Annotated in this window: 27 protein-coding genes; 8 read left to right on the plus strand and 19 right to left on the minus strand. The window is 66.8% G+C overall.

Going from position 1 to position 20,833, the window contains the following annotated elements:
- Positions 1-96: 96 nt before the first annotated feature.
- On the plus strand, positions 97-630 hold the full coding sequence (ppa, locus tag ACTS1X_RS04785; RefSeq protein ID WP_442613241.1) for an inorganic diphosphatase: 534 nt from the start codon (positions 97-99) through the stop codon (positions 628-630).
- Entirely contained in the window at positions 627-1,349 is a 723-nt protein-coding gene (locus tag ACTS1X_RS04790) for a hypothetical protein (RefSeq protein WP_442613242.1), read from the plus strand. Before ppa ends, ACTS1X_RS04790 begins: the two co-directional genes overlap by 4 nt.
- Here the strand turns inward: ACTS1X_RS04790 and ACTS1X_RS04795 are convergent.
- Together ACTS1X_RS04795 and ACTS1X_RS04800 are read right to left on the minus strand one after the other, a co-directional pair.
- Positions 1,346-1,711, minus strand: coding sequence for a TfoX/Sxy family protein (locus ACTS1X_RS04795; protein WP_442613243.1), 366 nt, complete (start codon positions 1,709-1,711; stop codon positions 1,346-1,348). The two genes, ACTS1X_RS04790 and ACTS1X_RS04795, sit on opposite strands and share 4 nt — an antisense overlap.
- Complete coding sequence (locus ACTS1X_RS04800; RefSeq protein WP_442613244.1) at positions 1,708-2,622, minus strand: DMT family transporter; 915 nt, start codon at positions 2,620-2,622, stop codon at positions 1,708-1,710. Before ACTS1X_RS04800 ends, ACTS1X_RS04795 begins: the two co-directional genes overlap by 4 nt.
- 80 nt (positions 2,623-2,702) lie before the next feature.
- On the opposite strand from ACTS1X_RS04800, the gene ACTS1X_RS04805 reads away from it, so the two are divergent.
- Positions 2,703-3,119 carry a PaaI family thioesterase gene (locus ACTS1X_RS04805; RefSeq protein ID WP_442613245.1) on the plus strand — a complete coding sequence of 139 codons (417 nt, stop codon included), beginning with the start codon at positions 2,703-2,705 and terminating at the stop codon, positions 3,117-3,119.
- A gap of 4 nt (positions 3,120-3,123) precedes the next feature.
- Here ACTS1X_RS04805 and ACTS1X_RS04810 read toward each other — a convergent pair whose 3' ends face one another.
- Positions 3,124-4,053 (minus strand): hypothetical protein, encoded by a 930-nt coding sequence (locus ACTS1X_RS04810; RefSeq protein WP_442613246.1) that lies wholly within the window; start codon positions 4,051-4,053, stop codon positions 3,124-3,126.
- 142 nt (positions 4,054-4,195) lie between these two features.
- Here ACTS1X_RS04810 and ACTS1X_RS04815 point away from each other — a divergent pair, with 142 nt between their 5' ends.
- Positions 4,196-4,693, plus strand: coding sequence for an RrF2 family transcriptional regulator (locus tag ACTS1X_RS04815; RefSeq protein ID WP_442613247.1), 498 nt, complete (start codon positions 4,196-4,198; stop codon positions 4,691-4,693).
- A gap of 22 nt (positions 4,694-4,715) precedes the next feature.
- Here the strand turns inward: ACTS1X_RS04815 and ACTS1X_RS04820 are convergent, their stop codons facing one another.
- The 3 genes from ACTS1X_RS04820 to ispG are packed head-to-tail and all read right to left on the minus strand — an operon-like array spanning position 4,716 to position 6,581.
- A complete protein-coding gene (locus ACTS1X_RS04820) occupies positions 4,716-5,207 on the minus strand; it encodes a thioredoxin family protein (RefSeq protein WP_442613248.1) in 492 nt (163 codons plus the stop codon).
- Entirely contained in the window at positions 5,204-5,476 is a 273-nt protein-coding gene (locus ACTS1X_RS04825; RefSeq protein WP_442613249.1) for a hypothetical protein, read from the minus strand. The genes ACTS1X_RS04820 and ACTS1X_RS04825 overlap by 4 nt, the downstream gene beginning before the upstream one ends.
- Complete coding sequence (gene ispG / locus ACTS1X_RS04830; protein WP_442613250.1) at positions 5,457-6,581, minus strand: flavodoxin-dependent (E)-4-hydroxy-3-methylbut-2-enyl-diphosphate synthase; 1,125 nt, start codon at positions 6,579-6,581, stop codon at positions 5,457-5,459. The genes ACTS1X_RS04825 and ispG overlap by 20 nt, the downstream gene beginning before the upstream one ends.
- 219 nt (positions 6,582-6,800) lie before the next feature.
- Between ispG and ACTS1X_RS04835 the strand changes: the two genes are divergently transcribed.
- Complete coding sequence (locus ACTS1X_RS04835) at positions 6,801-7,475, plus strand: OmpW/AlkL family protein (protein WP_442613251.1); 675 nt, start codon at positions 6,801-6,803, stop codon at positions 7,473-7,475.
- 76 nt (positions 7,476-7,551) lie between these two features.
- On the opposite strand, the gene ACTS1X_RS04840 is transcribed toward ACTS1X_RS04835, so the two are convergent.
- Both ACTS1X_RS04840 and ACTS1X_RS04845 read right to left on the minus strand, forming a co-directional pair.
- The gene (locus ACTS1X_RS04840; protein WP_442613252.1) at positions 7,552-8,721 is read right to left on the minus strand and encodes a diguanylate cyclase domain-containing protein; all 1,170 of its coding nucleotides are present in this window, start codon (positions 8,719-8,721) and stop codon (positions 7,552-7,554) included.
- A 90-nt stretch (positions 8,722-8,811) separates the two neighbouring features.
- Positions 8,812-9,276 carry a GNAT family N-acetyltransferase gene (locus ACTS1X_RS04845; protein ID WP_442613253.1) on the minus strand — a complete coding sequence of 155 codons (465 nt, stop codon included), beginning with the start codon at positions 9,274-9,276 and terminating at the stop codon, positions 8,812-8,814.
- A gap of 66 nt (positions 9,277-9,342) precedes the next feature.
- Between ACTS1X_RS04845 and ACTS1X_RS04850 the strand changes: the two genes are divergently transcribed.
- From ACTS1X_RS04850 to ACTS1X_RS04860, 3 genes are all read left to right on the plus strand, one after another.
- Entirely contained in the window at positions 9,343-10,008 is a 666-nt protein-coding gene (locus ACTS1X_RS04850; protein WP_442613254.1) for an SDR family oxidoreductase, read from the plus strand.
- A gap of 45 nt (positions 10,009-10,053) precedes the next feature.
- On the plus strand, positions 10,054-11,580 hold the full coding sequence (locus tag ACTS1X_RS04855; RefSeq protein ID WP_442613255.1) for an acyl-CoA carboxylase subunit beta: 1,527 nt from the start codon (positions 10,054-10,056) through the stop codon (positions 11,578-11,580).
- A 72-nt stretch (positions 11,581-11,652) separates the two neighbouring features.
- Positions 11,653-12,747 carry an isoaspartyl peptidase/L-asparaginase family protein gene (locus ACTS1X_RS04860; RefSeq protein ID WP_442613256.1) on the plus strand — a complete coding sequence of 365 codons (1,095 nt, stop codon included), beginning with the start codon at positions 11,653-11,655 and terminating at the stop codon, positions 12,745-12,747.
- 90 nt (positions 12,748-12,837) lie between these two features.
- Here the strand turns inward: ACTS1X_RS04860 and pal are convergent, their stop codons facing one another.
- The 11 genes from pal to ACTS1X_RS04915 form a co-directional block, all read right to left on the minus strand.
- A complete protein-coding gene (gene pal, locus ACTS1X_RS04865; RefSeq protein ID WP_442613257.1) occupies positions 12,838-13,356 on the minus strand; it encodes a peptidoglycan-associated lipoprotein Pal in 519 nt (172 codons plus the stop codon).
- An 83-nt stretch (positions 13,357-13,439) separates the two neighbouring features.
- Positions 13,440-14,804: a Tol-Pal system beta propeller repeat protein TolB gene (gene tolB / locus ACTS1X_RS04870; protein WP_442613258.1), complete on the minus strand. Its 1,365-nt coding sequence runs from the start codon at positions 14,802-14,804 to the stop codon at positions 13,440-13,442.
- A 14-nt stretch (positions 14,805-14,818) separates the two neighbouring features.
- Entirely contained in the window at positions 14,819-15,586 is a 768-nt protein-coding gene (locus ACTS1X_RS04875) for a hypothetical protein (protein WP_442613259.1), read from the minus strand.
- On the minus strand, positions 15,586-16,116 hold the full coding sequence (locus ACTS1X_RS04880; RefSeq protein WP_442613260.1) for an ExbD/TolR family protein: 531 nt from the start codon (positions 16,114-16,116) through the stop codon (positions 15,586-15,588). The genes ACTS1X_RS04875 and ACTS1X_RS04880 overlap by 1 nt, the downstream gene beginning before the upstream one ends.
- A gap of 3 nt (positions 16,117-16,119) precedes the next feature.
- On the minus strand, positions 16,120-16,815 hold the full coding sequence (tolQ, locus tag ACTS1X_RS04885) for a protein TolQ (protein WP_442613261.1): 696 nt from the start codon (positions 16,813-16,815) through the stop codon (positions 16,120-16,122).
- A 5-nt stretch (positions 16,816-16,820) separates the two neighbouring features.
- The gene (locus ACTS1X_RS04890; RefSeq protein WP_442613262.1) at positions 16,821-17,279 is read right to left on the minus strand and encodes a YbgC/FadM family acyl-CoA thioesterase; all 459 of its coding nucleotides are present in this window, start codon (positions 17,277-17,279) and stop codon (positions 16,821-16,823) included.
- 143 nt (positions 17,280-17,422) lie between these two features.
- Positions 17,423-18,445 carry a Holliday junction branch migration DNA helicase RuvB gene (ruvB, locus tag ACTS1X_RS04895; protein WP_442613263.1) on the minus strand — a complete coding sequence of 341 codons (1,023 nt, stop codon included), beginning with the start codon at positions 18,443-18,445 and terminating at the stop codon, positions 17,423-17,425.
- Positions 18,442-19,035 carry a Holliday junction branch migration protein RuvA gene (ruvA, locus tag ACTS1X_RS04900; RefSeq protein WP_442613264.1) on the minus strand — a complete coding sequence of 198 codons (594 nt, stop codon included), beginning with the start codon at positions 19,033-19,035 and terminating at the stop codon, positions 18,442-18,444. Before ruvA ends, ruvB begins: the two co-directional genes overlap by 4 nt.
- On the minus strand, positions 19,032-19,526 hold the full coding sequence (gene ruvC / locus ACTS1X_RS04905) for a crossover junction endodeoxyribonuclease RuvC (RefSeq protein WP_442613283.1): 495 nt from the start codon (positions 19,524-19,526) through the stop codon (positions 19,032-19,034). The genes ruvA and ruvC overlap by 4 nt, the downstream gene beginning before the upstream one ends.
- Positions 19,523-20,266 (minus strand): YebC/PmpR family DNA-binding transcriptional regulator, encoded by a 744-nt coding sequence (locus ACTS1X_RS04910; protein WP_442613265.1) that lies wholly within the window; start codon positions 20,264-20,266, stop codon positions 19,523-19,525. Before ACTS1X_RS04910 ends, ruvC begins: the two co-directional genes overlap by 4 nt.
- Before the next feature lie 68 nt (positions 20,267-20,334).
- Complete coding sequence (locus tag ACTS1X_RS04915) at positions 20,335-20,826, minus strand: arsinothricin resistance N-acetyltransferase ArsN1 family B (RefSeq protein WP_442613266.1); 492 nt, start codon at positions 20,824-20,826, stop codon at positions 20,335-20,337.
- Positions 20,827-20,833 lie beyond the last annotated feature (7 nt).

Below are 20,833 nucleotides of genomic sequence, written 5' to 3' on the forward strand. Positions count from 1 at the left end.
CCCAGCAGGGTAAGCTCATGGGAGGCCGGGAGGGGGAGCGGGCCGGTGCCGCGATTTTCCGTGAGCAAAATTCTGACATAGGATAAGGCGAAGCACATGAACATCGATCTGATCCCCGTCGGCGACGACCCGCCCGAGAATATCAATGTGATCATCGAGGTGCCAGTCGGCGGCGAGCCGGTCAAATACGAGTTCGACAAGGCGTCGGGAGCCTTGTTCGTCGACCGCATCCTCCACACGCCGATGCGCTATCCGGCCAATTACGGTTTCGTCCCGCACACCCTCTCGCCCGACGGCGATCCGCTCGACGCGCTGGTCGTCGCCCGCTCGCCCTTCATGCCGGGCTGCGTCGTGCGCTGCCGGCCGATCGCGGTGCTCAACCTCGAGGACGAACATGGCGGCGACGAGAAGCTGCTCTGCGTCCCCATCGACTCGACCTTCCCCTATTATCGCAAGATCGGCGAAGGCGGCGACCTGCCCGAAATCGTGATGCAGCAGATCGAGCATTTCTTCACCCATTACAAAGATCTGGAACCTGAAAAATGGGTCCGGGTCGGCAAATGGGGCGATGCGGAAGAGGCGCGCAAGGTCGTCGTCGAAAGCATCGAGCGGCTGGACGCGAAGACATGACGGCGGCGGAGCGCAGCTGGTGGTGGCGGTGCGCGGGGGCGGGCCTGATCGTGATCCTGACCAGCCTCTATTTCGGCCAGATACCGAATATCGAGAGCTGCGCGCCGGATGGCGCCGCCGGCAATCTCGGCTCGATCATCGCCTTCGAACTGGTCCGCTCGCCGGCCGATGTCGCCGCCCTGTTCGGCACGCCGCCCTGCACCGAACCGTTCCTCGCGGCCATGCGCCACGCCACCTGGGTCGATGCGCTGCTCTTCATCCCCGCCTATTCGGCCTTCCTCATCTGCGCGCTGATCGCGCTGCGCGGCTATGGGGGATCGCTGGCCGGCGTCGGTATCGCCGCCGCCGCCGCAGCCGCCCTGTTCGATCAGGTCGAGGGCTTCTGGCTGTTCATGATCATGGACGGCCTGCCCGGCAGCCAGGGCGAGATCAACTGGCTCATTCCCGCCGTCCGCGCCAAGTTCGTGCTGCTCGGCGTCGCGGCGATCTGCATCGGAGTGCTGCTGACGCGCCACAAGGGCATGGGCTTCGTCTTCGGCGCGATCATCGCGCTCGGCGGCGCGGCGACCACCTCGCTGATCGCGGACGACGGTTTCGGCGCGCTGACCGTGCAGGGATCGGCGGTCGCCTGGGTCGCGCTGTTCGCCGTGGCCGTGCTCTATGCGGTCATCCGGATGAACCCCCGCGCGCTCGTCGCCGACGTCCGGTCCGCGGACTAGCCTTTCGGTTTCTTCCGGCGCGGCTTCTTCTTCGGAGCGCGCTCGCCCGCCTCGATACCCAGCCGCGCCCATTGCCGCATGGCGTCGGGATCGTCGTACACGTCGAGCGGAGCGCGGCGATAGTTCATCGTCGCGATCGTGCCGTCCTTGCCGGTGAATTCGAACTTGCCGAGACCCTCGGCCTTGAACGCGGCCTCGTTGGCGGCATCGCTCTTGAAATAGAGATCGCCCCCGTCGACCAGCGCGAAGACAATGCCGTCGCAATAGAGGACGGCGCCGCCCATCATCTTGCGCATCGTGACCCGGCCGATCGGCTCCAGGCATTCGGCGACCCAGTCGACAAGGCCCTCGTCCACGCTCATGCGACGGCGGCCTCCATCATCTCCGCCTTTTTCGGCCGCCGCCAGGCGACGAGCAGGCAGCCCGCCACGATCAGCGCGGTCCCGGCGATCGTCATCCAGGTGACGGCCTCGCCGAAGAAATACCAGCCGAAGATCGCCGCCCAGATGAAGGCGCTATATTCGAGACTGACCAGATATTGCGCTTCGGCCCGGGCATAGCCCCAAGTCACCAGAAGCAGCGACACGATCGCCAGCGCCGCGGCGCCGCTCAGCGCCGGCCAATGGCCGGCACCGGGCATGACGGCGAAGAAGGGCGCGACCGACAACAGGCAGAGAAAGACGATGATATTCTGGAAGAAGGCGATCTCTACCGGCCCCGCGATCAGCGCCATCTGCCGCTGCAGCACGAGATTGTAGGCATAAGCGGTCGCCGACAGCAGGATCGCCGCCACGCCCCATTGCGCTTCCGCGCCGAATTCGCCGCCCATCTTCCCGAGCACGATGACGACGACGCCCGCGATGCCGAGCAGCGAGGCGAGGATCGCGTTGCGCCCGATCCGCTCCTTGAGCAGGACGGCGGCGAGATAGAGCGCCATCAGCGGCGCGATGAACGAGAGTGCCACGCCCTCGGCCAACGGCACGCGCACCAAGCCCCAGAAAAACAGAAAAGCCATGACCGCGATCAGGACGCCGCGAATCAGATAGAGCCGCATCGCGACGCGGCTCGGCCGTTTCCGCCGCCGTCCGAAATAGAGGATGCCGATCAGCAGGACGCCGGCCCCATAGCGCCAGAAAACGGCATTATAGGCGCCGAGCGCCACCGAAAGCCCCTTCATCACCGCATCCATCGCCGAGAAGAAGGCGAGCCCGGTCAGGACCGCCATCATCGGCAGGAGAATCGCCTGCGGTTCGGGCTGACGGAAAACGCTCATGCGCGCACCCATAGACGGCGTCTCCGCTTGCGGCGAGGCCCGAAACCGCTACGCCGAAACGGGCATGCAACAGGAAAGACATGATGGACCTGCCCGCCGGCTTCGCGCCGCATTTTCGCAAAAGCCCGTTGACCGATCCCTGGGAACCGCTTTTTTCGAAGCGCTCCGACAGGGCCGTCGTCATCGGGCTTATGGCGGACAAGCAGCACTGCAATTCGCGCGGCTTCGTGCATGGCGGGCTGATCTCGGCGCTCGCGGACAATGCCATGGGCCTGTCCTGCGCCGCCCGTCACGAGAAGGTCTCCGGCCTCGTGACGATCAGCCTGCATCTCGATTTCGTGCGCGCCGCGACCATCGGTCAGTGGCTGGAGTTCGAAACGACGTTCATCAAGCCGGGGAAGAGCGTCGACGCCGCGCAGGGCCGGGTGACGGCGGACGGCGAAGTCTGCGCGCTGGCCGGCGCGACGTTCCGGGTGCTGGACGCGGCGAAACCGTAGCCGCCTAAACGGCGAGCTTCGTGGCCGAACAGGCCGTGGTCAGGCCGAGCCCCCGCTTCATCGCCGGATAGGCGCGGACCATGGCGGCGGCCATCGCCAGCTCGAGCCGCACCGTACGGCCGAAGCGCGCCTCGATGGCCTCGCCGAGCACATCGGCATCGGGCGCCTGGCGCGCGATCGCCGCGCCGAACCGGAAGGCGAGCGCCTCGTCCTCGGGCAGTGCTTCGCCGCCGGCGAGCGCCGCATTCACGATGTCCCGCGGGACGCCGTCCATCAGGCTGCCGCGCGCCGCGGTCAGCGCGCAGGGCCCGCAATCCTCGACCAGCACCGCGCCGATCCGCGCCGCGCCGAGCACCGCGGCCGTCGCCGCATGGCGATGGTTGCTCGCCGGCATGAAATGCATGAATTTTTCGAGCGCATGGCCGGGCGCCTTCGCGATCTCGTGGACATATCGGCTTTCGCCCGGGGTCATCCGGTCGACGATGCCGAGGAACATGTTTTTCGGCAGGCCCGCCGGCGCGATCTTCTGGCGAGCGAAGAGCATCGCGACGGCGACGAGCACGAGCACGGGCGGGCCGAGCACGCCGGGAATATCCTGCACGAAGCGATCGGGCGAACAGATGCCGACGATCACCTCGTAGATATGCAGGAAACCGTGAACGAGCGGCCACAGCGTCCCCGCCAGCGCGGCCATCCACCGCATCTTCAGGTTCCCGGCCGCATAGCCGAGGATGACGGCCGAACTCAGATAGGCCAGGCCGATATCCGCAATGAAATGCGTATTGGCGGGGCCGGTCGCCGGAACGGTGGGGACGGAATAATACCAGTCGAGCGGCGCAAGCAGCATGAAGGCGCCATTGGCGAACGCAAACAGCGCGACCAGCGCGACGATGATCTGGGCGATGCGATCGAGGGTATCGTAGGGACCGGACATGGCGCTTCTCCTATTTCGGATAATCATTGTCCGATTAAACAAAGCGTGTCAATATGCGGTGGCCGGGCGCGGCCATGGATAATTGGCGGCGGCCGATTATATTCGGACATTACCTGTCCCGAAGAGCGAGAGCGGACCGATCATGCAGATTTCCAAAGGCGTCGAATGGGCCGCGCATGCCGCCGCGTTGATGTCCGCCCTGCCGCCAGGCAGGGGACTGCGGGCCGAAGCGCTGGCCCGCTATCACGGCGTTCCGGGGCCCTATATGGCCAAACAGATGCAGGCCTTGAGCAAGGCCGGCATCGTCCATGCCGCGCGCGGGAAACATGGCGGATATCGCCTCGCCAGGCCGGCCGGCGAGATCACGCTGTGGGACGTGATGACCGCGATCGAGGGCCGCAAACCGGCCTTTACCTGCACCGAAATCCGGCAGAACGGGCCGTGCGGCGCGGAACCGGAGCAATGCCGGCAAAAATGCGCGATCGCCGCCGCCTTCCATGCCGCCGAAGCGGCGTTTCGCGACCATCTGCAAGCGGTATCGCTGGTCGAGATCGCGGCGGGCGTCGTCGCCGACTCGTCGCCCGACCATCTGCGCGACGTCGGCCGGTGGCTGGAGAAAGAAGCGGTGGCGTTGGGCTAGAGATCCGGTTCGGCCGCGCCGGCTATTCGGGTCTGAAGTCCGCGAAATAGTCGAAAATCTCGTCTTCGGAACGGCTGGCGGCGTTGCGCCAGCCCGGCGCGGTTTCGGCGTTGAGCAGCGTCCCTTCGGGCGAGAGGACGAGGACGGTCGGCGTGCCCGCAATCTCCTCGATGCCGAAGCGGCGCGCGATATCGATATTGCGGCCCGCGCCCTCCTGCGGACGGCCGACATCGACATAGACGATCTCGTAGCGGTCCTCGAGCATGGCTGCGAAGCGCGGCGTTTCGAACCAGCCGGCGAGCCCGCGGCTGTCGTGGCACCAGTTCGCCCCCATTACGAGGATGACGCGCTTGCGGTGGACGGTCGCACGCGTCAGCGCCCAGACGATTTCGGCCAGTGCCGCGCGCTCCCCGTCGAACGGCCGCGCTTCGGGATGGTCGATCTCGGCCGCGATCGCGGGCGTACCCAGCCAGAACAGGACGACCGCCGCGACCAGCACGAACCGCCTGGTCATGATCGTTCGCCCGCATTTGCTTCGTCGGGGACCGCCAGCTCGTCGATTTCAAGCCGGCCGACCTTCAGCCTGTCGATCCGGGCCTCGCGGATCCGCACCCGACCGATCGCCAGCCGACCGATCGCCAATGCGCCGATCGCGGCGGCGCCGACGGCGAGCGCGCCGAGGGCTGCCGCGCCGAGCGCGCGCGACGCGCGAACCGGCCGTCTATCCGCCGCTCCGGCGGGCACTTCCGATACCTTGCGCCGGCTATTCGGCGGCTTCGACATGCGCGCCTTCGGCGGCCTCGATCTCGGCCGCCTTGGCCTCGACCAGCGCGACGATATGCTCGATCATGTCGGCGTCCTGGACGTGATGGTCGGTGACGCCGGACAGATAGACCATATGCTTGCCGGCACCGCCGCCGGTGATGCCGATATCGGTCTCGCGGGCCTCGCCCGGGCCGTTGACGACGCAGCCGAGCACCGAGAGCGAGAGCGGCGTGTGGATATGCTGGAGGCGCTCCTCGAGCGTCTGGACAGTGCGGATCACGTCGAAACCCTGGCGCGCGCAGCTCGGGCAGGAAACGACGCGCACGCCGCGCGTCCGGATGCCGAGGCTCTTGAGGATCTCGTAGCCGACCCGGACTTCCTCTTCGGGCTCGGCGGAGAGCGAGACGCGGATCGTGTCGCCGATCCCGGCCCATAACAGGTTGCCGATGCCGATCGCGCTCTTCACCGTCCCGCCGATCAGCCCGCCGGCCTCGGTGATGCCGAGATGGAGCGGGCAGTCGACCGCCTCGGCGAGCTGCATATAGGCGGACACGGCGAGGAACACGTCTGACGCCTTCACCGCGACCTTGAACTCGTGGAAATCGTGATCCTGCAAAATCTTGATATGATCGAGCGCGCTTTCGACCAGCGCCTCGGGGCAGGGCTCGCCATATTTTTCGAGCAGGTCCTTTTCGAGGCTGCCGGCATTGACGCCGATGCGGATCGCGCAGCCATTGGCCTTGGCCGCCGCGATCACCTCCTTGACGCGGTCTTCGCTGCCGATATTGCCCGGATTGATCCTGAGGCACGCCGCGCCGCCATCGGCCGCCTCGAGCGCGCGCTTGTAATGGAAATGAATGTCCGCGACGACCGGCACCTTGGCCGCGCGCGTGATCTGCTTGAACGCCGCCGTCGATTCCTCGTCGGGACAGGAGACGCGGATGATATCGACGCCCGCCTCCTCGCAGCGACGGATCTGGTCGACCGTCGCCTTGACGTCGGGCGTCGGGGTGTTGGTCATCGTCTGCACGGTCACCGGCGCATCGCCGCCGACCGGCACATCGCCGACCATGATCTGGCGCGACTGGCGCCGCGCGATATCTCTCCAGGGGCGTATCGACATGCGAATCCTATAGGCGCTCGCCGTTACCAATAAAAGGCACAGTCTCGGGCGCGGCATCGCGACATCGACGCGCGATCGCAGCCGGCAAGGCGCGGATGCGCCCGCCCGACGTTGTAATAGTGAACTTCTATTGAAAACGCCCCGAACTTTCGATGCAAACAATCTCCTCTTTCCGTTACATCCTGTCCCCAGGCAGTCATCGAAAGAGGTTTAGCGATAATGAAATTACGTCATATGGCCGCCGGGGCGGCGGCCGTCGCGCTGATGGTGTCCACCCCGGCCGTTGCGCAACAGGCCGGAGACGTCCAGCTGAAGCTGTTCGCCACCGGCGTCTTGCCCGACGGCCAGATCGACGAGGTCCTGCGCGACGATTTCGGGCTGCCGCCGGGCTCGCAGACACGGGTGACCGACAGCTTCGTCCCGACGATCGCCGCGGAATATTTCATATCGGACACCTTCTCGATCGAAACCATCTGCTGCGTCACGCCGCACGATGTCGAAGGCACCGGCGCGCTCGCCGGGGTGGAACTGATCGACGACGCCATCGTCCTGCCCGCGACGGTCACGGCCAAGCTGCACTTGCCGATCGGCGACGTCTTCAAGCCCTATATCGGCGCCGGCCCCGCCTATTTCTTCATCTTCAGCGAGAATGTCGGCACCGGCGCGGCCGCGCTCGGCATCGACGATGTCAGCCTGTCGAGCGAGTTCGGAGTCGCGTTGCAGGCCGGCGCGGATTTCCGGCTGAACGACCATGGGCTCGGCCTCAGCATCGATGCGAAACGCTATTTCGTTGGCACGACGGCGACCTTCTCCGCCGGTGGGACCGAGCTGATCCGCACCGATCACGACCTCGATCCCTGGGTGGTGAGCGCCGGCCTGTCCTACCGGTTCTGACGCGGTTCACGGCGCCGGATATGACAGCGGATCGATGACGATCGCGGCCGGCCGCGCGCACGCGGCCGGCCGGGCGTCAGGCCGCGTTTTCGCGGACCGCGGCCGCAGCTTCCGGCCGGTATCGCCCGTCCCTCTTCAGGGCGTAGAGCGCCTTGTCCGCGACCATCATGACCGCGTCGGCGTTTGCGCCGTCGCGGCCCGACAGCGCATGGCCGATGCTGCCCGACACCGGGATCCGATGGCCGTCGACGCTGGCGGGTTGCGACAGCGCGGCGAGGAAAGCAGTGGTGCGCGCCGACGCGGCGCATTCGTCGGTCACCAAGGGCATCAGGACGAAAAATTCGTCGCCGCCCAGCCGGCCGACAAGTTCCCCCGGTCTCGCCGCCTCGCCCAGCCTGTCGGCCACGATCCGGAGCAGCGTGTCGCCGACATGGTGGCCCAGCGTATCGTTGATCTGCTTGAACCCGTCGAGATCGAGAATCGCGATCGCATAACCCGGCCCCTCCGCCGAACCGGCATCGGCCGCGTCGAGCGCATCCATGATCGCCCGGCGGTTGGCGAGGCCGGTCAAGGCGTCCGTATTCGCGAGCCGCCGGATCTCTTCCTGCATCACGATGCCGTCGACGATCCGCTGATAGCTTTCCATCAGGAAGACGATCATCAGTATCGCGATCGATATCATGCTCGCGCCGAGAACCGCCCCCTCGAAATCGCCGAACAGCAGCAGATAGGTCGCGGCCGGCATGACGCCGATGATCAGCACGCCGATCGCCGCGCGCCGGATCGGTGCCAGGCAATGGGCGATGCAAGTCGATCCGAACACCAGCGAAACCGGGATCAGGATCATATCGGCGAATGTCGGCGTCGTCAGCGCATAGACGGACCAAGCGCTCAGGCCGGTGATCAGCCCGGTCGAGACGATCATCAGGCCGCGCAGCGTCTTTTCGGGATCACGCGCGCGATCGGGCGAGCGGGCCCGGCGGATCCACTGGATCATCCGCAGGAAAGCCGCGATCGCGACCACGCCCATCCAGGCATAGCTCGAGACGGGGAGCTCCTTGTAGAAGCATAACACGATGATCAGCGCGATGTTGAACAGCGCCACGGCATAGATCATCGGCACATGTTCGAGCGCGCGTTCGGCCTGCACGGCCACGATGCGCGCTCTCGCCTCTTCGGGCAGCGGGCGGCCGTCGCCTGTCGCCCGCGATTCCGGCGCGCTCCAGATGCCTGCCGAAATCCCCAAAAACCGCCTCCATGTCCGCCATTGTCAACGCCGGACCGGTCTAATTCTCCATGGTGAAAAGAGGGTTAATTCGGGGGACCGGCCGGCGGTTCAGAGCGTACGCGTCATGCACATCGAAAAATCGTCTTCCCGGTAATCGGCAAAGGGAGGGCATTCCTCGAAACCGTGCTTGCGATACAGGGCACGGGCAGCGGCGAAAGCCTGCGGCCGCCCGGTTTCGAGGCTGAGCCGCCGATAGCCCCGCCGCCGCCCCTGCTCGATCAGATGCAGGAGGATGGCTGCGCCGACACCGCGTCGGAGAAATCGCGGAGCGGTGCGCATGGATTTGAGTTCGCCATGCTCGCTATCCAGTTCCTTCAGCGCCCCGCACCCCGCCAGCTCTCCGTCCCGCCAAAGCGACCAGAAGGTGATGTCGGGTCCGCGCAGCCTGTCGATCGGCATCGCGTGGACGCTGCCCGGCGGCGAGTGGCGAACCGCCTCGGCGACGTGGAATTCCAGCAGCGCCGCGATCTCCCGCCCGGAGAGGTCGTCTTCCCGGATCTCAAATCTATCCATGGGGAACTGGCCTGATCATGGGGTGTTGAATAGGTGGGATTCGCTCGATCGAACAGGATAGAAATCATGCCCACCGTCCTCATCACCGGCGCCAATCGCGGCATCGGGCTCGAATTCGCCAGACAATATGCGGCCGATGGCTGGACGGTGATCGGCACCGCCCGGAAGCCGGACGGGGCGGACGCGCTGCGGTCCGTCGACACCGTCGAAATCCTGCGGCTCGACGCCGCCGATCCCGGCAGCCTCGACGATTTCACGTCCGCGCTCGGCGACCGCCCGATCGACCTGTTCATCAACAATGCCGGGGTTTACGGCAGCACCGATCTCGACCGCGACGAATGGCTCCGGACCTTCGAGGTCAACTCCATCGCGCCGACCCTTCTCGCCGAGCGGCTCCGGCCGAATGTCGCGGCGAGCGCGCAGAAGAAGATGGCGGTGCTGACCAGCAAGATGGGCTCGATCGCCGACAATGGCAGCGGCGGATCGATCCCCTACCGCTCTTCGAAGGCGGCGGTGAACGCGGCGTGGAAATCGCTGGCTATCGATTATGCCGATGACGGGATCGCGGTTGCGATGCTCCATCCCGGCTGGGTGCAGACCGACATGGGCGGACCCAACGCGCTGATCGACACCGAGACGAGCGTAAACGGCATGCGCGCAGTGCTCGACAAGCTGTCGCTGCAATCGACCGGCCGCTTCACCGCCCATGACGGCAGCGATCTGCCCTGGTAGCTTCGCCATTGGCTTTGCGCGGCGGGTTTGGCTAAGTCCGCCGGGATGAGCTGGCAAAAAGATATCGAGGAACTGCGGCGGCGCGAGGCCTATGCCGAGGAGATGGGCGGGCCGGAAAAGGTCCAGCGCCAGCACGACCGCGGCAAGCTCGACGCGCGCGAACGGATCCGGCGGCTCGTCGACGAGGGCAGTTTCCGGGAGATCGGCAAGATCGCGGGGCGCGGCGACTATGACGAACGGGAAGAGCTCGTCCACGCCGCGCCGAGCAACCTGATCTTCGGCCGCGCCGATATCGAGGGCCGACCGGTCGTCGCCAGCGCCGACGATTTCACCGTGCGCGGGGGAGCCGCCGACGCGGCGCTTCACCGCAAATTCGTCCAGTGCGAGAAGATGGCGCACGAACTCGGCATCCCGCTCGTTCGCATGATCGACGGCACGGGCGGCGGTGGTTCGGTCAAGAGTCTCGAGGATATGGGCTTCACCTATGTCCCCGCCGTTCCGGGCTGGGCCGACATCATGAAGAACCAGGAAACGGTGCCGGTCGTGGCGCTCGCGCTCGGCCCGACTGCCGGCATGGGCGCCGCGCGGACCGTTGCCAGCCATTATTCAGTGATGGTGCGCGGCCTCTCGCAGCTGTTTGCCGCCGGGCCCGTGGTCGCCCAGGCGATCGGCGAGGATGTCGACAAGGAGGGGCTCGGGGGCAGCGACATCCATACCCGCAACGGCGTCGTCGACGAGGAAGTGGCGAGCGAGGACGAGGCTTTCGCCGCCGCGCGGCGCTTCCTTTCCTACCTCCCCAGCAATGTCGACCAGCGCGCGGCGCGCGCGGCCAATGACGATCCGGTCGACCGGCGCGAAGAAGGCCTGCTCTCGATCGTCCCGCGCGAAGACAAGCAGGTCTATTCGATGCGCACCGTGATGGATGCGGTGTTCGACCGCGGCAGCGTGTTCGAGATGGGCAAGCGCTGGGGCCGTGCCGCGATCACCGCCTTCGCGCGGCTCGATGGCTGGCCGGTGGCCGTGCTGGCCAGCGATCCGAGTTTCCTCGGCGGCTCCTGGGAGGCGCTGACGAGCCAGAAGGTGAAGCGGTTCGCCGAACTCGCCGAGCAGTTCCGCCTGCCGGTCGTCCATCTCGTCGACAATCCGGGCTTCATGGTCGGCGTCGAGGCCGAACGGACGGGCACGATCCGGTTCGGTGTGGAGGCTATGAACGCCGTCTACAAGGCGAGCGTGCCCTGGGCGAGCGTGATCGTCCGCCGCGCCTACGGCATCGCGGGTTCGGCCATGTCGAACGCCGAGCGCTTCCAGTACCGCTTCGCCTGGCCGAGCGGCGACTGGGGCTCGCTGCCGATCGCCGGCGGTCTTGAAGCCGCGTACAAGGGCGTGATCGAGGCATCCGACGATCCCGCCGCCAAGCTGGCGGAGATCAAGGCGAAGCTCGAACGCGTCACCTCGCCCTTCCGTACGGCCGAAAAATTCAGCGTCGAGGATATCATCGATCCGCGCGACACGCGCCCGCTGCTCTGCGAGTTCGCCGATCTCGCCTGGCGCAAGCTGGGAGCCATCGATTGAACCGCGTCATTGCGAGAAGCGAAACGACGGAGCAATGACGGTTGCAACCTAATATGTCCGAAGGAGAAACTCATGCGGCTGCCGCTCTTTTTCACCGCCCTGCTTGCAGCGGGGCAGCTATCGGCCCAGCCGGCCGTCGAGGGCCGATGGACGCTGGTGATTCACGGCGGTGCGGGCGTGATCGAGCGCGACCGCCTTACCGCGGAGGAGGACAGCGCCATTCGCGCGGCGCTGGCCGAGGCGCTCGAAACCGGCAGTGCGATCCTGCGCGAAGGCGGCGCGTCGCTCGATGCGATCGAAGCGACGATCCGCGTGCTGGAAGACGATCCGAACTTCAACGCCGGGCGGGGCGCCGTTTTCACCTATGACGGCACGATCGAGCATGACGCGTCGATCATGGACGGCGCGACACGCAGCGCGGGCGCGGCGACCGGAACGTCGAACACCCGCCATCCCGTAACCCTGGCCCGGCGGGTGATGGAAAACAGCCCGCACGTCTTCCTGAGCGGCAGCGGCGCCGACGCATTTTCCATCGAACAGGGGCTCGAACAGGTCGAGAATAGCTGGTTCGAAACCGATCGCCGGCGTGGCCAGCTCGAGGAGTTTCTCGCGCGCCAAGCCGACGACGTTTCTGCCTATGATATCGATCTCAAATACGGCACCGTCGGCGCGGTTGCCGTGGACATCGCAGGCAATGTGGCGGCGGCGACCTCGACGGGCGGCATGACCGGCAAGCGCTGGGGCCGGATCGGCGATTCCCCGGTCATCGGCGCGGGCACCTATGCCGACAATCGCAGCTGTGCCGTGTCGGCAACCGGATCGGGCGAGTATTTCATCCGGGTCGGCGTGGCGCACGAAATCTGCGCGCAGATTCGCTTCCGGTTCGAGCAGAGACTGGCCGAGGCGCGCGCCTCCGTGCCGGTCGACGAGGAAGGCGTTCCCGAATTTTATGTCCATGCCAGCGAATTCGGTCTGCAGGCGGACGAGATACAGGAAATCGCCGACAGCGTGATCGCAGAAATGGCCGCGCTCGGCGGTTCTGGCGGCGTGATCGTGACCACGCCCTGGGGCATCGGCACCTATTCCTTCAACACGCCCGGCATGTATCGCGGCATGGCGTCGAGCGAGGGCGGCGCCAGTGTCGCCATCTATGGCGACGAAGACTAGCCGCCGGCACTTTCGCGCTCTCCGGCGAAGATGCGGGGCCGGGAATCGCGGTTCCCGGCCCGAAAGGGAATCGGAGGTTCGCCCGAGCGACTAGCCGACCGGCACGACGGTCACCGCGCGGCGGTTCTGCGCCCAGCTGGCCGGATCGGAACCGAGCGCGACCGGCCGTTCCTTGCCGTAGCTGATGACCGTCATCCGGGAGGCATCGACGCCGCGCGCGGCCAGATAGTTGGACGCCGCATTGGCGCGGCGTTCGCCGAGCGCGAGATTATATTCGCGCGTGCCGCGCTCGTCGCAATGGCCTTCGATCGTGACCCGGACGCCCGGATTGGCGACGAGCCAGCGCGCCTGCGAGTCGAGGATCGCGCGGTCTTCGGGGTCGATATCGTAGGAGTCGGTCTCGAAGAAGATCGTGTCGCTGGCGGTCTGGGCGAGGAAGTCCTCCCGGCTGCCGGGGGCGGGGCCCGTCGGGGCGAGCGGGTCGGTTTCCGGCCCGGTCGCCCCGACCGGCGGCGGCGGCAGATCGTCGGGCGCTTCGCGCGAGCAGGCGCCAAGCGCGAGCGCCGAACCGGCAGCGAGGAAAATCGCGGTTCTGGAAAAGCGTGTCATGGTTTCGATCCTTTTCTTCTTGCGACGCGGCCCCGCCTTATGCCGCCAGTCTTCACGCGGGAGTCAAGTGGGCGGTGCGCCGGTCAGTTTCTGAGCGGCGACCAGGAGGGGTCGGACGCGCCGACCGGCGTGGGCAGGCGGCGGACCATCCGGCCCGTGACATCCACCGACCAGAGGCTGGGCAGCGTATTGCCGCGCGGCGTCCGGAAGAAATGGATGACGCGGCCGTTGGGCGCCCAGCTCGGCCCTTCGTCCTGCCAGCTGTTCGTGAGGATGCGCTCGCCCGATCCGTCGGGCCGCATCACGCCGATCCGGAAGCCGCCGCCCAATCGGGTAAAGGCGATCAGATTGCCGCGCGGGCTCCATTCGGGCGTCGCATACTGACCGCCGCCGAAACTGATGCGCCGCTGGTTCGAGCCGTCGGCGTTCATCACATAGAGCTGCTGGCCGCCCGAGCGATCGCTCTCGAACACGATGCGGCGGCCATCGGGCGAATAGCTTCCGCCGGTGTCGATGCCCGGCGTGTTGGTCAATCGGACGGCCCGCCCGCCGGATACCGGCACGCGATAGATATCGGTGTTGCCGTTGACCGCCATCGAGAAGACGACATAGCGGCTGTCCGGCGAATAGCGCGGCGCGAAAGTCATATAGGGCGCGTCGACCAGCAGCCGCTGCCGGCCGGTCTCCAGGTCGTAGATATAAACCCGCGGTTCGTCGTTCAGATAGCTCATATAGGTGATCGTCCGTCCGTCCGGCGCGTATCGCGGCGTCAGGACGATCGACTGGCCGTTGGTCAGAAAACGGTGATTGGCGCCATCGGTGTCCATCACGGCGATCCGCCGGACCCGGTTGTCCTTGGGTCCGCTCTCGGCGACATAGACGATCCGGCTGTCGAAATAGGCCCCCTCGCCCGTCAGCCGGGCATAGACCATGTCGGCGCAGCGATGCGCCGCGCGCCGCCAGTCGGCATAGTCGACCTCGTAGCCGGCCCGCTCGAGCGGCGCCTGGGCGAAGACGTCGTACAGATAGCAGCCGACCGTCAGCCGGCCGTTGTCGCCCGCCTGGACATATCCCTGGACGAGATTCTGGGCGCCGACCTGGTTCCAGGCCGGATAGTCGGGCGCGGTGACCCGCGGCATGTCAACGTCGCGCAGGAATTGCCGCGCGACGGGATTGAAGAAGCCGGAATTGCGCAGATCGTCTTCGATGACGCGTGCGACCTGGCGGCCGAGATCCTCGGTGTTGCCGGCCGGTGTCCCCACGGCGCGCGGCGTCGGCATGTCGGGGATCGCGATCGCGGTGGGGTTGGAGATACCGCCGACGACATCGCCTTCGATCGGGCCGGACGCGGGTTCGTCCTGGGCGATCGCCGCGCTGCCGAGGGCGGCCAGGCACAGCCCGAAGACGAGGCGGCGAACGGCCGGAAGGGAGGGGATCGAAAAAGCCATGATGCTCATGCTCCTCAGGTCAATTGCGCCGGGATGAAATTCAGGACGACGTCGCTCCAGCCATCTTCGTAGAGCGCGTCGGGCAGGGGCGGCAGCGGGCAGCGCGGGTTGAGCACGGCGCTGCGCGCCGCCTCGATCATCTGCGACTCATATTGCCGGTTCGAGCCGTTCACCCCGCGCGCGCCGAGCACGCTGACCTGGCTGCGGCCGAGCGAGCCGTCGCGGTCCGGCTGGATCCGCAGGCGCACCACGATATCCTCCGCCGAAGTCCCGCTCAACGAGCCGAGATTGTAGCAGGGTCGCACCGCATTCACGATCCGGCTGATCAGGTTCGAGCGATCCGCGCCGGTGACCGGCGCCTGAGAGCGCGAGGTGCCGGTGTCGTTCGAGGCACCGATACCGTCGGTGATGCCGGCGATCCGCGACGAGCGGCGCTGCGCTGGACGCCGTTGCGGCTGCGGCCGGCTCTCGGGCACCGGGTCCGCGCGCCGCTCCATGGGTGCCGGCGGCGCGGGGCTCGGCGTCACGCTGGGCTGCGGCAGCGGCTCGATCTCGGGCGGCGTCATCGAATCGAGATCGTTTTCGAGATCACGCCGTTCCGAAGCGGGCGCGGGCCGGTCGGCGGCCGTGGCGAATGCGCCGATATCGTCCGACAGGGTCACCGCCACCGCCTCGCGCCGGGGCACCTCGTCGCGCGTCAGCAGGGTGAAGGACAGCAGGGTGAACAGCGCGACATGGCCGATAGCCGCGGCGCCGAGACCGATGCGTTCCGCCCGGTCCATCAGATGGGTTCCACTTCGGCCGGATCGAGCAGTTCGCCCGCTTCGCCGTCCGGCGCGTCGTCCGCGCTTTCACCGGAATCGTCCGGCGTGGCACCGTCCTCTCCCGGCGCGGTCGTCAGCAGCGAGATGCGGTTGAGGCCGGCCCGGTTGAGCTCGCCCATGACGAGCATGACGCGGCCGTAATCGAGCGTCGTATCAGCACGCAGAAACACCGCGTGGCCGTCCGGACCTGCCGGCCGCGCGGCGATCGCGCCCAGCGTCTGGGCCAGCTCGACATCGGTGATTGCAATATCGTCGACGAAAATCTGTCCGCTGCGATCGATGGCGATCTGCGTGGGTTCGCTCTCCTGGTCGAGCGCGCCCGCCCGGCTCTCGGGCAACTGCACCGGCACGCCGGAGGCCAGCAGCGGCGCGGTGACCATGAAGATGATCAGCAGCACCAGCATCACGTCCACGAACGGCGTAACGTTGATTTCGGACATCGGCACCCGCCGGCCGCGCATCGACTGGGAGGGAAGCTGCATGGCCATGGCTCAGCGCGTCGCCTCCAGCTCGTGGCTCAAGGTCGCGTGGAGGCCGTCCGCATAGCGGGTCAGCCGCGCCTCGAGCCGGTTCAGGCCGTGGGTCAGGCGGTTATAGGCGATCACGGCCGGGATGGCGGCGAACAGGCCGAGCGCGGTCGCGAACAGCGCCTCGGCGATGCCGGGCGCGACGACGTCGAGGCTGGTCGAGGCCTGGCCGGCGATATCGGTAAAGGCGCGCATGATGCCCCAGACCGTGCCGAACAACCCCACGAAGGGCGCGACCGAGCCGACCGTCGCGAGGATGTTGAGCCGGTCGGTCAGCTTGTCCATCTCGGCGGCGACTGCCGCGCCCATCGCCGTCGCCAGCCGCTGGCGGGTGCCGGGCCGGTCGATCGTGCCGTTCTTCGTCGAACGCCGCCATTCGGACAGCCCGGCGCTGAACACCTTGGCGGCCGAATTGTCGTCGCCGCCGCGCGCGTCGTAGAAACGGTCGATATCCTCGGCGCGCCAGAAATCGCGCTCGAACCGCTCGCTCTTCCTGCGCATGCCGCCGATCTTGCGGCCGTGGCTGATGATGATCGCCCAGGTCCAGATACTCGCCAGCAGCAATCCGATCATCACCAGTTTGACGACGATATCGGCCTGCAGGAACAGGGTCAGCGGGTTCATCAGCGATTCGCTCGCGCCGAATTCGAATCCTCCCATGGCGTTTATTTGTCTCCTGTTTGCAAACGCTTGAATGTCTCGATCCATGCGCGCGGCTGGCGCATCGGCCTACCGTTCGGCGCAACCAGCGCGGCGGTCACGTCCGCATCGGTCAATATGTCGCGACCGCGCATGACTCGCTGATGAATGGCGCAGCTCGCCGCCCGGACGCCGGTGACGTGGCTGATAACGAGCAGATCGTCGTCGAGCCTGGCCGGCATGCGATATTTGATCGCCAGATCGACCACCGCATAGGCGCCGTCGCCCGCCTCCATCGTCGCGCGCTGGTCGACGCCGGCCAGCCGCAGCATATCCGACCGCGCCCGCTCCATGAAGCGCAGATAATTGGCGTGATAGACGATTCCGGACAGATCGGTGTCCTCGAAATAGACGCGGACCGGGAAGCGATGCTCCTGGCCGTCGAAATAGCCGGACACCGGCCGGTCGCGCATATCGTCGCTCATGCCTCCAGCCTTAGCCGGGCCGGACTCGCCGTAAAAGCACCGATTTTCGGGTTGTCGCGACGGGGCAACCGGTGGGCGCGCCTCTCGGCCCGATATGTTCGCCTTTTGGACGCCGCAGTCGCCTCAATCTATGGGTGCACGCCCTAGTCGAACAGTCCGTCTTCCGCAGACTTCGGTGGATTCAGCCCCAGATGCTTCCAGCCGCGGGCATTGAGCGCCCGGCCCCGCGCCGTGCGCGCGACGAGGCCGAGCTGGATCAGATAGGGCTCGATCACCTCCTCGATCGTATCGCGCGGTTCGGACAGACCCGCCGCCAGCGTTTCAACGCCGACCGGCCCGCCCTTGTAGATATCGGCGATCATCGTGAGATAACGCCGGTCCATCATGTCGAGGCCGAGCGCGTCGACCTCGAGCCGGGTCAGCGCGGCATCGGCGGTCTTCGCATCGACCTCCGCCACTCCGTCGACATGGGCGAAATCGCGGACCCGGCGCAGCAGGCGCCCCGCGATCCGCGGCGTGCCGCGGGCCCGGGCAGCAATCTCGCGCGCGCCGTCGTCGGTGATCGCGAGGTCGAGCAGGCTGGCGGCACGGCGGACGACCTGTTCCAGTTCTTCGACGCTGTAGAAGGTCAGCCGCACCGGGATACCGAAGCGATCGCGCAGCGGCGTCGTGATCAGGCCTTGCCGGGTCGTCGCGCCGACCAGCGTGAATTGCGGCAGGTCGATCCGCACCGAACGCGCCGAAGGCCCCTCGCCGATGATCAGGTCGAGCGCCCGATCCTCCATCGCCGGGTAGAGGATTTCCTCGACCGCAGGCGCGAGGCGGTGGATTTCGTCGATAAACAGCACGTCGCCATCCTCGAGATTGGTCAGCAAGGCCGCCAGATCGCCGGCCTTCGCGATCACCGGACCGGAGGTCGCCCGAAAACCGACGCCGAGCTCGCGCGCGACGATCTGCGCCAGCGTCGTCTTGCCGAGCCCCGGCGGGCCGAACAGCATCACATGATCGAGCGCGTCCGACCGCTTCTTCGCCGCCGCGATAAAGACGCGCAAATTGTCGCAGGCCGATTTCTGCCCGATAAACTCGGCCAGCGTCTTGGGCCTGAGCGCCGCATCGGCATCTTCAGGCTGGCGTTCGGGAGAGATTTGGCGGTCGGTATCGGTCATGTCGCCGCCTTCTTCAGCGCCACCCGCACCAACGCATCGAGGCCTGCCTCCTCACCCAGCTCGCCCTGCGCCGCCGCTACGGCCTTGCTCGCCTCGGCCGGCTTGAAGCCAAGGTTGAGCAGCGCGGATACCGCATCGGCGGACGCGCCGGCGGGCACCGGCGCGGTGCCGCCCGCAGCCGTCGCGATGCCGCCGGCCTTGTCCTTGAGTTCGTTGACGATGCGCGAGGCGAGCTTCGGCCCGACGCCGGGCGCGCGCGCGACCATCGCCGCATCGCCCGCCGCGATCGCGGTCTGCAGGTCCCTCGTCTCCAGGGTCGAGAGGATCGCCAGCGCGACCTTGCTGCCAACGCCCTGCACGCCATTCAGCAGCCGGAACCAGTCGCGCTCGCCGGCGCTGGCAAAGCCGATCAGCCGGATGAAATCGTCGCCGACCAGCATCTCGGTATGGATCGTCACATCGCCGCCGACCGGCCCGAGCGCCTCCAGCGTCCGCGACGAGGCGGCGACCAGATAGCCGACGCCCTGGACATCGATCACCGCATGATCGGCGGCGCTCGCTTCCAGCACGCCTTTGAGTTTCGCGATCATGCGGCGGCTCCCACGGCCCGCGCGCTCGCCCGGTGATGGGCATGGGTGATCGCGACCGCCAGCGCGTCGGCGGCGTCCGCGCCCGCGATCTTCGCGCCGGGCAGCAGGACGGACACCATCGCATGGACCTGCGCCTTGTCCGCGCCGCCCGTGCCGACCACGGCTTTCTTGACCAGGCGGGGCGCATACTCCCCGATCGGCAAGCCGGCCTCGGCCAATATGAGCATCAGCGCGCCGCGCGCCTGACCCAGCTTGAGCGTCGATTGCGCATTGGTATTGACGAAAACTTCCTCGATACCCGCATCCGCCGGCGCGTGTTCGGCCAAGACGCCGCGCAGGCCGTCGGCGAGCGTCACCAGCCGTTCGGCCATCGACGCCTTCGCCTCCGTCCGGATCCGGCCATTGGCGATATGGGACAGCCGGTTGCCCTCCGCCGCGATGACGCCCCAGCCGGTACAGGCCAGCCCCGGGTCGAGGCCGATCAGCTTCAGGAGAGCTTCTCCATGATCTCGTCCGGCACGTCGTAATTGCCCCAGACGGTTTGCACATCGTCATTGTCGTCGAGCGTGTCGATCAGCTTCATCAGCGTCTCGGCGTCCTTTTCGTCGAGCGTCACCTCGACATTGGGCCGCCAGGCGAGCTTCGCGCCCTCGGGCTCGCCGAGCGATGTTTCGAGCGCGCCGGCCACCGTGTGGAGATCGTCGGCCGCCGTCCAGATTTCGTGGCTTTCGTCGTCGGACTGCAGATCCTCGGCGCCGGCTTCGAGCGCCGCTTCGAGCACCTTCTCGCTGTCGCCGACGCTGGCCGGATAGGTGATCAGGCCGAGCCGTTCGAAACCGTGCGCGACCGAACCACTCTCGCCCATATTGCCGCCATTTTTCGAGAAGATGGTACGGACATCGGTCACCGTGCGGTTGCGGTTGTCGGTCAGCGTCTCGACGATCAGGCTGACCCCGCCCGGCCCGAAGCCCTCGAACCGGATTTCCTCGTAATTCTCGCCGTCATTGGCGGTCGCCTTGTCGATCGCGCGCTGGATATTGTCCTTCGGCATCGATTGCCCGCGCGCCGTGTTGATCGCGAGGCGAAGCCGCGGGTTCATGTCGGGATCGGGCGCGCCCATCTTGGCCGCGACCGTGATTTCGCGGCTGAGCTTGGAAAAGAGCGCCGAGCGCTTCTTGTCCTGCGCGCCCTTGCGATGCATGATATTCTTAAATTTGCTGTGGCCTGCCATGGGTTCCCGTATGTCTGTCGATTGCGTTCTGCGCCGGCCTTAGCTTAGCAGCCCCGGCGCGCGCAACGTCAAACGAGCCGCTGCCACCAGCCGACATCGCGCCACGCGCCGAATTTCCAGCCGACTTCCCGATAGATGCCCACCGGGGTGAAGCCGACCGCCTTGTGCAGCGCTTCGCTGCTTTCGTTCGGGATGGCGATACCGGCAAAGGCCGCATGGATGCCATGTTCGGCCAGGATCGGGAACAGCGCCCCGTACAGCGCCCGGCCGATACCGCGCCGGATCTTCGTTTCCGGCACGTAGATCGCGACGTCGCAGGAAAAGCGATAGGCATGGCGCAGCCGGTGCGGCGAGCCATAGGCATAGCCCGCGACTTCGCCGTCATCCTCCGCGACGACCCAGCCATGCGAGGCGCCATAACCCTCGATCCGCCTGCTCATCTCCCGCACCGACGGCACTTCTTCCTCGAAACTGACCCATGTGTCCTTGACGAACGGCGCATAGATCGCCTGGCAGCTTTCGGCGTCTTCGGGCCGGCCCTGGCGCACCGCCATGGTCATCGCACCC

The organism is Parasphingopyxis sp., assembly GCF_052168275.1.
Lineage (GTDB): Bacteria > Pseudomonadota > Alphaproteobacteria > Sphingomonadales > Sphingomonadaceae > Parasphingopyxis.

What these genes read in the sequence shown, in the direction of transcription:
- ppa (WP_442613241.1), top strand. Translation starts at nt 97, where the DNA reads ATGAACATCGATCTGATCCCCGTCGGCGACGACCCGCCCGAGAATATC.
- ACTS1X_RS04790 (WP_442613242.1), top strand. Translation starts at nt 627, where the DNA reads ATGACGGCGGCGGAGCGCAGCTGGTGGTGGCGGTGCGCGGGGGCGGGC.
- ACTS1X_RS04795 (WP_442613243.1), bottom strand. Translation starts at nt 1,711, where the DNA reads ATGAGCGTGGACGAGGGCCTTGTCGACTGGGTCGCCGAATGCCTGGAG.
- ACTS1X_RS04800 (WP_442613244.1), bottom strand. Translation starts at nt 2,622, where the DNA reads ATGAGCGTTTTCCGTCAGCCCGAACCGCAGGCGATTCTCCTGCCGATG.
- ACTS1X_RS04805 (WP_442613245.1), top strand. Translation starts at nt 2,703, where the DNA reads ATGATGGACCTGCCCGCCGGCTTCGCGCCGCATTTTCGCAAAAGCCCG.
- ACTS1X_RS04810 (WP_442613246.1), bottom strand. Translation starts at nt 4,053, where the DNA reads ATGTCCGGTCCCTACGATACCCTCGATCGCATCGCCCAGATCATCGTC.
- ACTS1X_RS04815 (WP_442613247.1), top strand. Translation starts at nt 4,196, where the DNA reads ATGCAGATTTCCAAAGGCGTCGAATGGGCCGCGCATGCCGCCGCGTTG.
- ACTS1X_RS04820 (WP_442613248.1), bottom strand. Translation starts at nt 5,207, where the DNA reads ATGACCAGGCGGTTCGTGCTGGTCGCGGCGGTCGTCCTGTTCTGGCTG.
- ACTS1X_RS04825 (WP_442613249.1), bottom strand. Translation starts at nt 5,476, where the DNA reads ATGTCGAAGCCGCCGAATAGCCGGCGCAAGGTATCGGAAGTGCCCGCC.
- ispG (WP_442613250.1), bottom strand. Translation starts at nt 6,581, where the DNA reads ATGTCGATACGCCCCTGGAGAGATATCGCGCGGCGCCAGTCGCGCCAG.
- ACTS1X_RS04835 (WP_442613251.1), top strand. Translation starts at nt 6,801, where the DNA reads ATGAAATTACGTCATATGGCCGCCGGGGCGGCGGCCGTCGCGCTGATG.
- ACTS1X_RS04845 (WP_442613253.1), bottom strand. Translation starts at nt 9,276, where the DNA reads ATGGATAGATTTGAGATCCGGGAAGACGACCTCTCCGGGCGGGAGATC.
- ACTS1X_RS04850 (WP_442613254.1), top strand. Translation starts at nt 9,343, where the DNA reads ATGCCCACCGTCCTCATCACCGGCGCCAATCGCGGCATCGGGCTCGAA.
- ACTS1X_RS04855 (WP_442613255.1), top strand. Translation starts at nt 10,054, where the DNA reads ATGAGCTGGCAAAAAGATATCGAGGAACTGCGGCGGCGCGAGGCCTAT.
- ACTS1X_RS04860 (WP_442613256.1), top strand. Translation starts at nt 11,653, where the DNA reads ATGCGGCTGCCGCTCTTTTTCACCGCCCTGCTTGCAGCGGGGCAGCTA.
- pal (WP_442613257.1), bottom strand. Translation starts at nt 13,356, where the DNA reads ATGACACGCTTTTCCAGAACCGCGATTTTCCTCGCTGCCGGTTCGGCG.
- tolB (WP_442613258.1), bottom strand. Translation starts at nt 14,804, where the DNA reads ATGGCTTTTTCGATCCCCTCCCTTCCGGCCGTTCGCCGCCTCGTCTTC.
- ACTS1X_RS04875 (WP_442613259.1), bottom strand. Translation starts at nt 15,586, where the DNA reads ATGGACCGGGCGGAACGCATCGGTCTCGGCGCCGCGGCTATCGGCCAT.
- ACTS1X_RS04880 (WP_442613260.1), bottom strand. Translation starts at nt 16,116, where the DNA reads ATGGCCATGCAGCTTCCCTCCCAGTCGATGCGCGGCCGGCGGGTGCCG.
- tolQ (WP_442613261.1), bottom strand. Translation starts at nt 16,815, where the DNA reads ATGGGAGGATTCGAATTCGGCGCGAGCGAATCGCTGATGAACCCGCTG.
- ACTS1X_RS04890 (WP_442613262.1), bottom strand. Translation starts at nt 17,279, where the DNA reads ATGAGCGACGATATGCGCGACCGGCCGGTGTCCGGCTATTTCGACGGC.
- ruvB (WP_442613263.1), bottom strand. Translation starts at nt 18,445, where the DNA reads ATGACCGATACCGACCGCCAAATCTCTCCCGAACGCCAGCCTGAAGAT.
- ruvA (WP_442613264.1), bottom strand. Translation starts at nt 19,035, where the DNA reads ATGATCGCGAAACTCAAAGGCGTGCTGGAAGCGAGCGCCGCCGATCAT.
- ACTS1X_RS04910 (WP_442613265.1), bottom strand. Translation starts at nt 20,266, where the DNA reads ATGGCAGGCCACAGCAAATTTAAGAATATCATGCATCGCAAGGGCGCG.
- ACTS1X_RS04915 (WP_442613266.1), bottom strand. Translation starts at nt 20,826, where the DNA reads ATGACCATGGCGGTGCGCCAGGGCCGGCCCGAAGACGCCGAAAGCTGC.